At 43.4% G+C, this 14,345-nt stretch carries 14 protein-coding genes; 8 read left to right on the top strand and 6 right to left on the bottom strand.

Annotated elements, in window-relative coordinates; translation table 11 throughout:
• Positions 1-34: 34 nt before the first annotated feature.
• From JHD69_RS16910 to JHD69_RS21320, 3 genes are all read left to right on the top strand, one after another.
• Entirely contained in the window at positions 35-223 is a 189-nt protein-coding gene (locus tag JHD69_RS16910) for a hypothetical protein (RefSeq protein ID WP_199141526.1), read from the top strand.
• A 6-nt stretch (positions 224-229) separates the two neighbouring features.
• Positions 230-844 carry a thioredoxin family protein gene (locus JHD69_RS16905; protein WP_199141525.1) on the top strand — a complete coding sequence of 205 codons (615 nt, stop codon included), beginning with the start codon at positions 230-232 and terminating at the stop codon, positions 842-844.
• A 120-nt stretch (positions 845-964) separates the two neighbouring features.
• Entirely contained in the window at positions 965-1,087 is a 123-nt protein-coding gene (locus JHD69_RS21320) for a hypothetical protein (RefSeq protein WP_255530710.1), read from the top strand.
• 100 nt (positions 1,088-1,187) lie between these two features.
• Here the strand turns inward: JHD69_RS21320 and JHD69_RS16900 are convergent, their stop codons facing one another.
• Together JHD69_RS16900 and JHD69_RS16895 are read right to left on the bottom strand one after the other, a co-directional pair.
• Positions 1,188-3,092, bottom strand: a complete 1,905-nt coding sequence (locus JHD69_RS16900; protein WP_199141524.1) for a DUF3857 domain-containing protein — start codon at positions 3,090-3,092, stop codon at positions 1,188-1,190.
• 1 nt (position 3,093) lies between these two features.
• Entirely contained in the window at positions 3,094-5,067 is a 1,974-nt protein-coding gene (locus tag JHD69_RS16895) for a DUF3857 domain-containing protein (RefSeq protein ID WP_199141523.1), read from the bottom strand.
• 172 nt (positions 5,068-5,239) lie between these two features.
• Between JHD69_RS16895 and JHD69_RS16890 the strand changes: the two genes are divergently transcribed.
• The 4 genes from JHD69_RS16890 (at position 5,240) to JHD69_RS16875 (ending at position 10,565) form a co-directional block, all read left to right on the top strand.
• Positions 5,240-6,187: a 3'-5' exonuclease gene (locus tag JHD69_RS16890; protein WP_199141522.1), complete on the top strand. Its 948-nt coding sequence runs from the start codon at positions 5,240-5,242 to the stop codon at positions 6,185-6,187.
• A 35-nt stretch (positions 6,188-6,222) separates the two neighbouring features.
• On the top strand, positions 6,223-8,082 hold the full coding sequence (locus JHD69_RS16885) for a M1 family metallopeptidase (protein WP_199141521.1): 1,860 nt from the start codon (positions 6,223-6,225) through the stop codon (positions 8,080-8,082).
• 92 nt (positions 8,083-8,174) lie between these two features.
• Complete coding sequence (locus JHD69_RS16880) at positions 8,175-9,014, top strand: helix-turn-helix domain-containing protein (protein ID WP_199141520.1); 840 nt, start codon at positions 8,175-8,177, stop codon at positions 9,012-9,014.
• A gap of 99 nt (positions 9,015-9,113) precedes the next feature.
• Complete coding sequence (locus tag JHD69_RS16875) at positions 9,114-10,565, top strand: alpha/beta hydrolase-fold protein (protein WP_233165993.1); 1,452 nt, start codon at positions 9,114-9,116, stop codon at positions 10,563-10,565.
• Here JHD69_RS16875 and JHD69_RS16870 read toward each other — a convergent pair.
• A complete protein-coding gene (locus tag JHD69_RS16870; protein WP_199141518.1) occupies positions 10,562-11,407 on the bottom strand; it encodes a hypothetical protein in 846 nt (281 codons plus the stop codon). The two genes, JHD69_RS16875 and JHD69_RS16870, sit on opposite strands and share 4 nt — an antisense overlap.
• Before the next feature lie 5 nt (positions 11,408-11,412).
• Complete coding sequence (queG, locus tag JHD69_RS16865; protein WP_199141517.1) at positions 11,413-12,348, bottom strand: tRNA epoxyqueuosine(34) reductase QueG; 936 nt, start codon at positions 12,346-12,348, stop codon at positions 11,413-11,415.
• Between the two features lie 97 nt (positions 12,349-12,445).
• On the opposite strand from queG, the gene JHD69_RS16860 reads away from it, so the two are divergent.
• Positions 12,446-12,667, top strand: a complete 222-nt coding sequence (locus tag JHD69_RS16860) for a hypothetical protein (RefSeq protein WP_199141516.1) — start codon at positions 12,446-12,448, stop codon at positions 12,665-12,667.
• 56 nt (positions 12,668-12,723) lie between these two features.
• Here JHD69_RS16860 and ruvB read toward each other — a convergent pair whose 3' ends face one another.
• Together ruvB and JHD69_RS16850 are read right to left on the bottom strand one after the other, a co-directional pair.
• Positions 12,724-13,746: a Holliday junction branch migration DNA helicase RuvB gene (ruvB, locus tag JHD69_RS16855; protein WP_199141515.1), complete on the bottom strand. Its 1,023-nt coding sequence runs from the start codon at positions 13,744-13,746 to the stop codon at positions 12,724-12,726.
• 128 nt (positions 13,747-13,874) lie between these two features.
• Positions 13,875-14,324, bottom strand: a complete 450-nt coding sequence (locus tag JHD69_RS16850) for a 3-hydroxyacyl-CoA dehydrogenase family protein (protein ID WP_233165991.1) — start codon at positions 14,322-14,324, stop codon at positions 13,875-13,877.
• Positions 14,325-14,345: the final 21 nt, after the last annotated feature.

Genomic DNA, 14,345 nt, shown 5'->3' with positions numbered 1-14,345 from the left:
GAGATCATGAGTTCTGTCTCGTGGGATCGGAGATGTGTATAAGAGACAGGTATATGTAATCAACGAACCCGATCAGCAACAGTTTATAGCAAAGGTCGACCCCAAATGGTCGGGCGCGATACCTGCCACTTTGTTTATCAACACCAAACGACAGATCAGAACATTTTACGAAAAGGAATTTACCTATCAAGAACTAACCAAAACCTTAGAAAACTTAAAATAACCAAAAATGAAAAGAATTCTATTTGTTTGTTTCGTCATGCTGGGTATTACGACAAACGCGCAAACTGGTTACCAGGTTGGGAGCTTAGCTTCAGATTTTAATTTGAGAAATGTAGATGGCAAAAACGTATCGTTGGCCAACTATAAAGATGCCAAGGGCTATATCGTAGTGTTTACCTGCAATACCTGTCCGGTGGCCAAAGCCTACCAAGACAGGGTAGAAGCACTGAACAAGCTGTATGCCACCAAAGGCTATCCGGTAATTGCCATCAACACCAATGATCCGGCAGCTTCTCCGGGCGATAGCTACGAAAAGATGCAGGAACGCGCCAAAGAGAAAAAAATCAGCCATGCTTACCTGGAAGATCCGAATCATGTGTATACCAAAAAATATGGTGCCCTTAAAACACCGCACGTTTTTGTGTTGCAAAAAACAGCAAATGGCAACGAAGTAGCTTATATCGGTGCCATAGACAACGATCAGGAAGAAACAAATGCGCAGCGCGACAATTATGTGCAGAATGCGGTTAATCTATTGTTGCAAGGCAAAAAGCCAACGGTAACCTATACCAAAGCCATTGGTTGCAGCATTAAATGGAAAAAGGAAAGCGCTTCTGAATAGCGCAGGTTGCTGGTCTGTAGCCGATGGCGAATTGACAATAAACCAGTAACTTTAGACTTCATGCTTAATCTTTCCACTTAAAACAATAATTTTAGGCCGAAATCAAATTCGGGATTTTTTATGGCTACACCTCAAGATGAAGGTTCTTTCTGGACCAAATACAAACGCTTTGCCACCACAGAGCTGCTCATGTACCTGATTATGGCTGTAGGCATAGCGTTGGGCATCATTTTTTTAAGTTAAGCTAAACTTCATTGGCACTTGCTGGTGTTCTTCGCCAACAAGCCACGATAGGAGATTGTAAATCGGTACACTGGCTAAAGCCTAAGGAAAATGCACCAGCTTACTTTTTGAAGTTCAAGTAAAGCTTAAGGTGGTCGCTGGTATTTACATCGGCAATAAATTTGGCAAAGTCGGCGTAAAGTGCCGGTGCAAAAGTACCTTCGTTCAATACAAATTTTCTGGTATAGATTAATTTATTTCCTTCTATTTTGGTTTTTGAGGAATAGGAGCCAAAGGCAGACTTGAATTCTTTTTCGTCAGGTGCAATGAGCGGAATTACATGCTCTGGCAGTTGATAGCTGATGGTGTCTATATCGGTATAGCCACGGTTGAGGTACAGAGGCAGGGTACGGTTCTTCGATTCGCTGACGTTGCTCTTAACGTTGAAGGCATTGGGTTTGAGAAAGATCTTGTCGTTATTCAGCGCAGCATAATTTCTGATGCTAATGTCTATGTCTTCGGTAGCTTCGGGCTTGAGCAGTTTGTTTTGCAGGTAGCTGATCTGGTTAAAATCGATGTTGTCGATATCGTACACCTCTTTTAAAAGTTTTTGTTGCTCGCTTAAGGGTTTGCCTACCATGGACTCGTGATTCTCGTATTGCGCACCGGAGAAAACGGTTTTGACATGGCCGGTTACATTTCCATCCTTGCTTAGCGTTAATTGTGCCACTCTGACTTGCAGGTTTTGGCTGGCACTAAGTTTTGGCGTACGGACTAGTTTGCCTCCCTCGGGCGTACAGGCCAGCACATACCTGTCGTCTGTAAAATCGCCCAGGTAACCGAAAGGGATTTTTTGCGAAGTACATTCCAGCCAAGTAGTATCGCCCTTTAGAGGCATACACAAAATGATATGGTTGCCTTGATTCATGCTGGCAAAGCCGGGGTCGAGGCTTTTTTTCTCCGTTCCGGCCTCAACTACGCAATAGTAAGATTCGATGCCGGCCACATTCAACAGGCTCTGCATATAATTGACCAAGGCCTTGCAATCGCCGTAGCCTAGACGGTCAACATCGGCCGCTTTAGTGGGTTGAAAACCACCAATACCGATCTGTACACTAATGTAGCGTGTTTTGTTTTGCAGGTACTGGTATATTTTTTTGGCTTTATCCTTGTCGTTGGTTTCGCCCTTCACCAATTCCTTTATCATTTGCACGGTAGCTTCGGGCAATATGTTTCTGCCTTTTAACAGGTTGTCGTATTGCCATTTGCCCAATTCCTGCCAATTCGTATAATCTCCTTTAACGTTGTAGTAGCTGAAGTTTTTTGGGGCAATCTTTACCGCTGTTTGGTAAGTCTCGCGAAAGGGGCTGTAGGGCTCTGGTTTTGAAGCCAGCAGGTTGCTTACCTTCCAAGTGGTGGTTTTTTGGTCTTTAACAAGCTGTTCTTCCGGTTGCATGCCAATATTCTGGCTTTTCACCCTAAACTCGTCGCCAACCTTGCTGATTAAAACATAGCTGCTTTTTTCAACAGCTACATCATTGGCCGTTTGTGGTACCCAATCAGGAATGATGAGGTTTTGCTTGTAGCGGATTTCGTAATTGTAAACAATGGTATAGGGATAGCTATTCATCAAGGGCAAGTAGTGCTTTACACGGCTGTCTTCAAACAGCGAAAAATCGCTGATGGCGCTTTCGTCCCTGAAATCGCTTTGCGAAAACTTGGAGCTGAGCTTGCCAACTTCGTTGTAAACCTCGCCTTTGATGCTCTTGATACTGGTGTTTTTATCGTAGAACAAAACCAGCCTGGCACTGTTTTCGCCGTTTTTGTTCAGTACGGTAATCGCTTTGCTTACGGTATAGCTCACATTGTCGGTAGCACGCATATCAACCGTAACTACCGAATTCCTGACGATTGCGTTTGCCCTGCTCCGGAGGTTCGAAGGGATAAGGTCGGCGTCGTAATTGTCTTGCGCAAAAACGCATGGCGCCACAAGTGCCAGCAGCAGGGTAAAAGATAGCAGCTTCATTTTAATCGGCCTTTTTTAAAAGTACGTCGGTTTTTTGGTTTTGGATGATCTTGCTGTAAAACTCCTTCAGGTAAAGGTATTCATCGGGACTGTAAATGGCCTTATTAAACTGAAGGATCTGGTTAACTGTCAGCTTGTCGTCAACCATATCGCTCTGTATAATATAACGTCCGCCACTTGCCGGCAGCGCAATGGCTATATCTTTGGGTTTTTCCAGCATTTCGTATTTGCCCGGCAAGCTGATCATTACACTTATTTTTTGATCAGAGGCCGAACCAAGGTCTACCGGATAGGTTCTTTCGTTAAGATTGAAAGGGTTTTTTGAAATCTTGTTGATGAAGAAAGGGTTGATGTACAGCTGGTTGTTGCTGGTACCGTTGTGCGCGGCAAATTCTACCTCGTAAATTTCTACCAAAGGTTTTTCTACGCTATCTACCGCTAAAACCTGATGTTTACCGATGCTGAGCTTAGGCATCGATTCGTCGAGTTTTTCTACATACTCGTCAATAGAATTGTAGCGCTTGATTTCCTTACGTTTGTTAAAGGCATCGTAGCCATAGGAGGTGGTGGTAATGGTACCCTTGATTTTGCCATCGGCTTCCAACTTGCCGATCAGCACATAATTGGATACGCTTTTTTGCGAGGCCTTGAGGTCTATCCAATAAGATGGTTTTTTAAGGTTGATTACCCTGCCTTGATCGTTAATGCACCGCAAAGGCAATAAGCCGAAAGGCAACAAGGGTTCTGAAGCATCCAAAAGGTAGCTTGTGCCGTCTATATTTACCTTCGCCACTACATAGTTAAAATCGGAAATTACCGGAAACAGTTTGTTTACCGTTCCGTTTTCACGGGTAGAGAGAATGACCGCTTCGGCATCCAGATTGGCCGCACTAAGGGCAGCAATCAGGCTGAAGTTGATGTCGGCCACATTTCCCGACCGGTTTTCGAGTACCCCTTTGATATTGCCTTCGCTGTATTTGCCATAGTAGTTGTTCCACTTGATCTGCTTTTTGATGTAATTGTAAATGGCTTGTGCCTTGCTCAGCTCGTCTGGAGCATCTTTGGTTAGGGTTGGGATGAGGTCTTTAAAAACATCCTTGCGCTTCATCTGCGAGCCGAAATTCTTGTCGTTGGTCAGTTCGTAGTCTACATCGCGCCAGGTTTTGGTTAAGCTCTGCTTGGCGCCGCTCATGGCAATTACGTCTGCCAGCTCAAAATAAATGGCCGACCTGAAATTGCTGGGTGCGGTCATGTAATCTTCTTCCACAAAGGCGGGTATATTCTTCATGATATAGGTCATTTTAGAACAATCTACCGGCGTACCGCTCAAACGGAGGCATTCTTTGCTGATTTCCGATTTCTGGTCGCTCAGTTTGTAAAATCCCCTCAGCGAAACGTTGTAGTTGTAGTTGCCGGGTATAAAAGCGGCGTATTCGCTGTATACCTTTGGAATATCCGATTGAAATTCCCATGTCCTGTAATTGAACAGGAAAGGCGTTTGCAAGCGGTAGCTATATTCTATAATCGAACCTTCCTTGATGTTGGGCAGGGTAAACTTAACCAGTGAAATGTACTTGCTTCTGTTTTCGGTAAACATGGCTTTTTTATCCATCTGGCTTTGTACAAAACCGTTTTGGCTACGGTTAAAGGTAGAGGCGTTGAGGTCGAGGATCAGTTCTTCGTCCCTGTCGTTTTTATGGATGGGAATCACGATATTGGCCTGTTTAAAGCCTTCTTTGTTGTTGATTTTAATCCGGGTGTGGTAGTCGAAAATCAGCACCAGCCTGCCGGTGGCATCATCCAAATAAAAAGAGGTGGTCCCATATTCTTTCAGCACAACCGCATTGGCATTGCTGTCGATGGTGTTTCTGTCAAAATCGAAATCGGCATGGGTAACTGAACCAAATTCAAAATTCTGTGAAAAGGAGTGGAGGGATAAAAAACAAAGGGTAATTCCGATAAGGATTTTCTTCATAAGGCGTTAGGTTGCAATTATCCGGCAATTTAAATCTAGTCGTTTAGATTAGGAAATAAATTACAACTAAAATTTTGCAGAATTAACAGAACTAACAAACCTTTTTAGCATTTTTGAAAATAGAAACACTAATCCCACTTTCCATATCTCAAAACTCAAGACCATTTATTAAATGAAATTAAACCTAAAACGTCCATTGGCCTTTTTCGACCTTGAAGCTACTGGAGTTAATGTTGGCGCCGATAGAATTGTAGAAATTGCCATTTTAAAGGCCATGCCAGACGGAAGCGAACAAATACTGACCAAACGTGTTCATCCGGGCATGCCTATTCCTTTGGCCTCGTCGCTTATACACGGTATTTACGACGAAGACATTCAGAACGAACCGACTTTTGACCAGTTGGCCAAAGAAATAGCCGAATTTATTGGCGATGCCGATTTGGCGGGCTATAATTCGAACAAGTTCGATATTCCGATGCTGGTTGAAGAGTTTTTGAGGGTTGGGGTCGATTTTGACATGAGCAACAGGAAGTTTGTCGACGTACAAAACATTTTCCACCAGATGGAACAGCGTACGTTAAAGGCCGCCTACAAATTTTATTGCAATAAGGATATTATCAATGCACATTCTGCCGAAGCCGACATCAAAGCTACCTACGAAGTGCTGTTGGCGCAACTGGATAAATACAAAGACCAGGAGTTTGAAGATAAGCAAGGCCATAAATCGAAGCCGGTACAGAACGATGTAGAAGCCTTGCACCTTTTCACCAATATCAACAAGCCTGTTGATTTTGCCGGAAGAATGATTTACAACGAAAATGGCGAAGAGACCATTAATTTTGGCAAGCACAAGGGCAAAACCGTTGAGCAGGTTTTTGATGTAGAGCCTAGCTATTATGCCTGGATGAAACAGGGTGACTTTCCTTTGTATACCAAGAAAAAGCTCGACGAAATCTGGAACAGGTGGAGCAAAAAGAAAGAAGAACAGAAACAGGCCAGGCAGCAAAACCAAGCCCCAAAGCCCCAAAATCAGGCGCCTAGGCCTCCAAAAGAAAACAAACCCGCTGCCCCGGTTACCAACGATATGCTGGAACAGCTTAAAATGAAGTTTGGCAAATAAACCATTCTTAATGCCTTAGCTTTTAAATAGTCAAGATGAAATCGATAAAACTCACCTTTTTGCTGGCCTTCGGGTTTCTGGTCGCAAAGGCCCAATTGCCTATTGCCCAAGTATTTGAACAAGCCTATCAAAAGGGCACCCGCGACAAAAGTGGGGCTCCGGGCAAAAAATACTGGCAAAATACAGCCGATTATGATTTGAAGATCGATTTTAATCCCAGCACCCGCGAGGTAAAAGGAACGATTGAAATCAATTATACCAATAATAGCCCCGATGTGCTGCAGGAAATCTGGTTTAAGCTATATCCCAATCTTTATCAAAAAGGAGCACCTCGAAAAGCCAAAATCAACGAGCGCGATTTGGGCGATGGCGTACAGATTAGTCGGGTATTGCTGAATAACGAACCTAAGGAGCTAACCAGCCTTATCATCGAGGGGACCAATATGCATACTGCGGTGCCTGCTTTGGCTCCGGGAAAAACCATGAAGTTTAAGATCGATTACCATTACATCCTGAACAAAGGCTCGCACATGCGTACTGGCCAGGTTGATGATGGAGCGCATTTTATAGCCTATTCTTTTCCGCGCATTGCCGTTTACGATGACATAGACGGCTGGAACAAAATCCCTTACAGCGGTGCTGAAGAGTTTTATAATGATTTTTGCAATTTTAAGGCAGCCATTACCGTGCCCCAAAATTATGGCGTTTGGGCTACCGGCGATTTGTTGAACGGCAACGAGGTATTTAGCAAGGAAGTTTATAAAAAATACCAATTGGCCAACAAAAGCGATGAGGTAATTGATGTAATTGACAGCATCACCCTTGCTCAAAACAAGGTTACGGCCCCAAATGCCTTCAACACTTTTAAGTTTGAGGCTAAAAACGTAGTCGATTTTGCCTTTGCCACCAGCAATCACTATTTGTGGAAGTCGTCTAGCTTGGTTGTTGATCCGAAAACCGGACGTCGTACCCGCGTTGATGCGGTATTTAATTCGAAGCATAAAGATTACTATGAAGTAATTGATTTCGCCCGCAAAACGGTGCATGCCATGAGCTATGTTTTTCCGAAATGGCCGTTTCCTTACAGCCACGAAACGGTTTTTGATGGCCTTGACCAAATGGAATACCCGATGATGGTGAACGATAATCCGGTTGACAATAGGGTAGATGCCATTACCTTGACCGACCATGAAATTTTCCATACCATGTTTCCTTTTTATATGGGCATTAACGAAACCAAATATGGTTGGATGGATGAAGGCTGGGCCACCATCGGCGAGTGGCTCATTTCGCCCATGATAGACCCGAGCATTGTTGACGAATATGGCATTGCCCCAACAGGCTTTAGTTCTGGTACCAAAGACGATACCCCGATCATGACTTTAACTACCGAGCTGAAAGGCAATGGCTCTTTTACCAATTCTTACCCTAAGCCTGGTTTGGGCTATTTGTTTATCAAGGATTATCTTGGCGACGAACTGTTTACCAAGGCCCTGCATCACTATATTGCACAATGGAATGGCAAGCATCCTATGCCTTACGACTTTTTTTACAGTATGAACACAGGTGCTGGCAAAAACATGGATTGGTTTTGGAAACGGTGGTTTTTTGAGGAAGGCGTAACCGATATGGCCATTAAGGCAGTGAACAAAACAGACGGAGGCTATGCCATTGAAATCGAAAACAAAAGCATGAAGCCTTTGCCAATCGATTTGACCATTAACTACACCGATGGCAGTACCGAAAAAGTACACCATACCATTGGCGTTTGGGAAAGTGGCCAACCAACTTTTATCAGCTCGCTTAAAACCGGCAAGCAAGTAAGCAAAGTGGTATTGGGCAGCAGCCACGTACCCGACAAAAACAAAAGCGATAATACTTTTGAAGTGAAATAACTAGGCCTTAGGCCTGAAAGAGGGCGAGTGATCAATTCATTGTGCCCTCTTTTTGATGCAACATTATTTGAATTCTAACGTCTTATGAGTTGATGAGGATTTTTAAAACCTTTAAACCTAAGCGTGGACTATTAAGGAAATATGTAAGTTATTATTACCTGGATATCGCTGACAAAGAATCGTATTTTAACGAATATATCTGCTATCCGCATTACAATACTACGGTTTCGCTTTACAAATGCCACTTAGCCACGCTTGATGGCAACCATCCCCAGCATTCTGTTGTCGAGTATCACGAACAGGCGCCACCTTTACAGATATTTACGCCATTAAGAGAAGTACCCTTAAAGGTAAGCCAAAAAGGCCCCATTCACAAAATAGCCATTGTTTTCGAGCCTTTGGGTATTAATCAGTTTACCAAAGGCATTGATTTGGCAAATAAGTTAATCTCGCCAGATTTTCAGTTGTTTAAGCTGCACGAAGTAGGGTCGCTGTTCGAACAACAAACATCCGAACAACTCACCGACCAGTTGGACCGCTTGTTACTGGCCAATTTTAGCCTCGTTGAGAACGATTATGTAAGCGAGGCACTGCAATATTTTCATCTGCCAGATAATGATCTGCTTATTGATGAAATAGCCGAAAGGAAACTAGGCATCAGCCGAAAACAGTTGAATCGTTTGTTTAAACAATATTTGGGAACAAGCCCACAAAAATATCGCTCCATTGTACGTTTTAGACAGCTAATGGACTATAAGCTTCGAAAAGAAGGCCAACAAAGTTATACCTCGCTATCGCATCAGGCGCATTATACAGACCAGTCGCACTTTATTAAAGCTTGCAAGCAATTAACTGGACTTACGCCTTCCCAGTTTTTTAAGGATGGAAAAATTATTGGTTCCGAAGATATATTCTGGAAGTTGATGGGCTAGGTAAAATGTCCCAATTGTACAATTTCCGAACGCATCGGTTCTCTACTTTTGAACCATTTAAATGATATGGAAAATTGGAGGAAATTCGCAACACTTGGTTTGTTTATAGTTTTTTTTGGTCATGTTTATGCACAGCAAGCGCACAAGGAAATTCGGTATGTTGCCCGTTTAAAAGATAGTATTGCCTATAAAGTATGGCTACCTGATAATTGGAATGCACAACAAAAATACCCGCTGATGGTGATGTATAATTATGGAGCGGCCAACGATCAGGTATTGGCGGCAACCGTAAACTATTACGCCAATCACCTGCAAAAGATACCCAACACCATTGTCGTGAATATCATGGTAAATATGGACCAGATTGGCTATAATTATGAAACCGGGGCGCTAACTGAAGCGGGCAAGAATCTGGTTTTGGGCTTGAGGGAAGAGATTTTTCCGGCAATCAGAAAAAAGTATGGCGCATCGGCTTATACCAGTTATATCGGCCAATCTTATGCAGCGAGTTATGCCAATTATTTGTTTTTGAATGACCCTACGCTCTTTAATGCCTACATTTTAATAGCGCCCGAAAAAATAGGCGAGGGCCAGCCTGGTTTCGAAATCAGCGAGGGCAACCAACGTTTTTATAGCAAAAACAAACGTATATATTATGTGGCTAGCGGCGAAGATGACATGGCGCGGCGGATAGCTTATGCCGAAGAAATAGCGCAGAAGGCCAAAAGACTGGATACGATAAGTTTTAAATTTAAATACCGTCATTTTGCTAATGCAGACCACAATACCTTGTTTGCCTATGCTTTGCCTAATGCCTTGGAATTTTTGTATAAACCATATCAGGAAATATGGGATGGAGACGATAAATTAACGGTTTATCAGCAGCTGCAACAAGCCGAAGCACGGTTGAAAAACTATTACGGGATAAGCTTAGAGCCAGCTTTTAAAAATTATAATGGTTTATTGATGGCAGCTACCCAACAGAAAGATACCAGCAGTTTACTTGCCGTGATCAAACATTTTGAAAACGAAAGATGCAAGGGAATAGACTATCGAAATTTTGGCTATATGCTAAACATCAACGGACTTGCCAAGCTTGCTTATACTTATTACCAAAAGGCCCTTGATAAAATCAACTCTGCTGAAATCCATACCAAAAGCGGACATCAGGCATTGGTAACCTGTTACCGCGATATGGCTTTAAATTTCAATAAAGATAAACCGGCTCAGGGTTGGGAATTACTAGAGAAGGCGTTAAAAGATCCCTACATCCGCGATGTAAGCTTTAAATACGATTTGGGGAAGTTTGCCGTAGAAAACAATATCAATGTTGAACAAGGCTTGAATTACCTGCTCAGCTTTGCTAACGACCGAAGAAACATGGTTGATATTATTAATGTGCCCTACCGTAGGATAAATCTGCTCCTAGCCAAAGCCTATGCCATATTGAAAGACAAAAATAAAAGCATTTACTACGTACAGCTGGTATTAAAAGAGGAGCCGAAGAATACGGATGCCCTGGCGCTGCTTGAGAAATGGCTTAAAGATTAATATTTGTTGAAAATCGGATAGTACGGCTTTTCAATAGCACCTTCGTCGCTTAGCAGTTGGCTTAACAAAGGATCGGCTAGGATTTTAGCCAGCTTGGTCTTTTTGCCGTTAAGCCACATTTTATTTTGCACCAGCCGAACACCATGGCTGTAGTCGGCCCAGGTATTGGTGTGCTTGTTGTACAAAGGTTGAATGGGTTTCCCATCAGGCTTATGCCAGCCATAAATAACCACCCGTGGCGTTGTTTCGCCATAAATTTTATTGCTGATTACAATATCCTTCTTATTGCCCACCGTAAGTGCGCCATTGGTGTGCTGGATTGCGTAAGGTTGCATTTGTTGTTTTATCAATTCGTTATGGGCAATAAATACAGGCAATGTGGTCATGGCCTTGCTGGGTGGAATAGGCTGTGGGCTTAGTTTAATGCTTGCATCTTGATCAATCAGGTCTGCCATCTTACGGGTAGGCAAACTGCAGTGCGCGAGATTGGCTACTTTTTGGGCCAAAATGGGGGTCATCGGCATATAAAAATAATCACTGTCGTTGCCGATAGCCAGGTAGTCGGGCAACACAAAAAATACCAGTTCATAATCCTTGTTGTCTATGCTGGCTTTTGATACGACTTTTTGGAACTTTCTGAAGAAGTTGGGCACGTTACCGCTTTTGATTTCCCTGAAGATGATTTCTTCGCGAGCTGCTAAGCTTAAGGTGCTGTCGGAAATTCGGTTTGCAAACGCTGTTCCTCCAAGTGCGTTGGTTCTTCTCGGCTTTAATTTTAATTCCTGGGCTTGTACCACAAAAGCGAGCAATATACTCGTCAGTAAGCAGGTTATATTTTTCATTTGGTTTAGATTGGCTTTAAAAAATCGATGTTGCGTTTCAGGCCGCTAAATTTGGTCCTTTTAACCGCCGAGCCTTTAAAAACCTGTTTAAATACTTCATCGGTTAAGTCTATGAGCTCGTTCTTTTTCAGTTGGAGCAGCTCTTGGGCCGGTTCAAAGGCGGGTTCATGGTGCGGGGTGGCAAAGCGGTTCCACGGACATACATCCTGACAGATATCGCAGCCGAACATCCAATTTTCCATTTTGCCTTTAAATTCGGCAGGAATTTCGTTTTTGAGTTCGATGGTCAGGTAAGAAATACATTTGCTGCCGTCAACAGTATAAGGGGCTACAATGGCATCGGTAGGGCAGGCATCGATGCAACGGGTGCAAGAACCGCAATGGTCGGTTGCAAAAGGCAAGTCGTATTCTAGTTCCAGATCAATAATCAATTCGGCCAGAAAGAAAAAAGAGCCAGCGCCTTTGCTGATGAGGTTAGTATTTTTGCCCCGCCAGCCCAATCCGGCTTTCTGCGCCCAGGCCTTATCCATTATCGGGGCAGAATCTACAAAGCAACGGCCACCCACTTCTCCAATTTCATCGTTAATAAAGGCCAAAAGTTCTTTCAGTTTTTCTTTGATGACGGCATGGTAATCGGTGCCGTAGGCATATTTGGATATTTTCGGAGCCTCGCTGTCTAACTGTTTGGCCGGCGTAAAGTAATTGAGCGTCAATGAAACTACCGATTTAGCCCCTTCAACCAATAAACGGGGGTCGAGGCGCTTGTCGAAATGGTTTTCCATATAGGCCATTTCCCCATGTCGATTGTTGCTGAGCCATGCTTCCAGCCTTGGTGCCTCTTCTTCCAAAAAATCGGCTTTTGAAATGCCACAAGCCATAAAGCCCAGCCTAAGTGCTTCGGCCTTGATCAATTGGCTGTATTTGGCGGCTTTGTTGAACATGGGTTGCAAAGATAGGCTTTTGGCCTAAAAACCTTTTAAAGCTTTCGGTTGTTAGTAGGTTAATAAGATAAGGCTAATTCATTAAATTCTCAATGCCATGGAAAATAGTACGCCCAACCATATCGAAGATTCAAATAAAACCGCTCCTCCTGTAGAAACCAATTATGAGGCGCATAAACAAAATCCAGGACCTGCACCAACGGTAAATGAACCCGATAATAAGGGTGCTGGGCAAGCTATGAAATGGATCATCCCCATTGTGGTGCTCATCTTGCTGGTCATTTGGTTTGTTTTTTTTAGGAATAATGTAACCAAATAAAGGATGGCTGCAACTGAGCAGGTCTTACCGATCGATGCTATATGCTTATCTCTGGGTTAAAACAGCTTTCCTGTTTGTCCCAGCTTTATCCGGTTCAGGTGTTTATAGGCCGCTTCGGTTACTTCACGTCCACGGGTAGTGCGCATGAGATAACCCTCTTGGATGAGGAATGGTTCGTAAACTTCTTCAATGGTGCCATCGTCTTCGCCAACTGCTGTAGCAATGGTTTTTAACCCTACTGGTCCGCCCTTAAACTTATCGATAATGGCCAATAATATTTTGTTGTCCATTTCGTCTAGGCCATGCTCGTCTACATTTAAAGCGGTTAAAGCATAACGGGCAATTTCGGTATCGATGCTGCCATTGCCTTTAATCTGGGCAAAATCCCTGGTGCGGCGCAACAGAGCATTGGCAATACGTGGCGTACCTCTGCTTCGGCGGGCAATTTCATAAGCGCCCTCGTCGGTAATAGGGGTTTTGAGTATTTCTGATGAACGCAATACAATGGTTGTCAGTACTTTTGCGTCGTAATAAGTAAGCCTGGAGTTGATACCAAATCTTGCCCGCAGGGGTGCGGTAAGCAAGCCCGAACGCATAGTGGCGCCTACCAAGGTAAAAGGATTGAGGCCAATCTGTACCGAACGGGCATTGGGTCCGCTTTCAAGCATAATATCAATTTTGAAATCTTCCATGGCCGAATAAAGGTATTCTTCTACCAAAGGGCTTAAGCGGTGAATTTCGTCGATAAAAAGAATATCGCCGGTTTCCAGATTGGTGAGCAGGCCAGCCAAATCGCCTGGTTTGTCTAAAACCGGTCCGGAGGTGACTTTGATGTTGACCCCCATTTCGTTGGCGATGATATACGATAAGGTAGTTTTTCCCAATCCCGGTGGTCCATGCAACAATACATGGTCTAAAGCTTCGCCCCGCAACTTAGCGGCCTTCACAAAAATCCTGAGGTTTTCCAATATCTTTTCCTGTCCGGTAAAATCGTGGAATTCCTGCGGGCGCAATACTTTTTCGATATCGCGTTCTGTAGGACTTAAGTTATCGGCTGATGGATCAAGATTTTCGTTCATTGCTTAAATATAAGAATGGGCATCGGAATGATGCCCAAAAATACGGTTATTATTTAGCACTAACAATCTTAGAAAATAATCTATTTATTAGTTAAACGGTTAAGGATAATGAAATCTAATTGTTCGTTTTAAGCAAATTTTGAAGCTACTTTGGCCTCTTTAGTACCATTGCTGTAGTCGTAAAAACCTTCTCCAGACTTGATGCCCTTTTTTCCGGCAGTTACCATATTTACAAGCAACGGACAAGGTGCGTATTTCGGATTGCCAAAGCCCTGGTGCAATACATTAAGGATGGCAAGGCATACATCAAGTCCGATAAAATCAGCCAGCTGTAACGGGCCCATGGGATGGGCCATGCCCAGTTTCATCACGGTGTCTATTTCTTGTACGCCAGCTACGCCTTCATATAAGGTATAGATGGCCTCGTTGATCATCGGCATTAAAATCCTGTTGGCTACAAAGCCTGGATAATCATTTACCTCTACGGGCATCTTGTCTAGTTTTTGCGAAAGCTCCATCACCGATTGGGTGGTTTCGTTGCTCGTAGCGTAGCCTCTGATCACTTCAACCAGCTTCATAACTGTCTCTTATACACATCT

Source organism: Pedobacter sp. ASV12 (assembly GCF_016429155.1).
Lineage (GTDB): Bacteria > Bacteroidota > Bacteroidia > Sphingobacteriales > Sphingobacteriaceae > Pedobacter.
The sequence above is the reverse complement of the archived record's forward strand: the minus strand, read 5'-3'. Positions and strand labels throughout refer to the sequence as shown.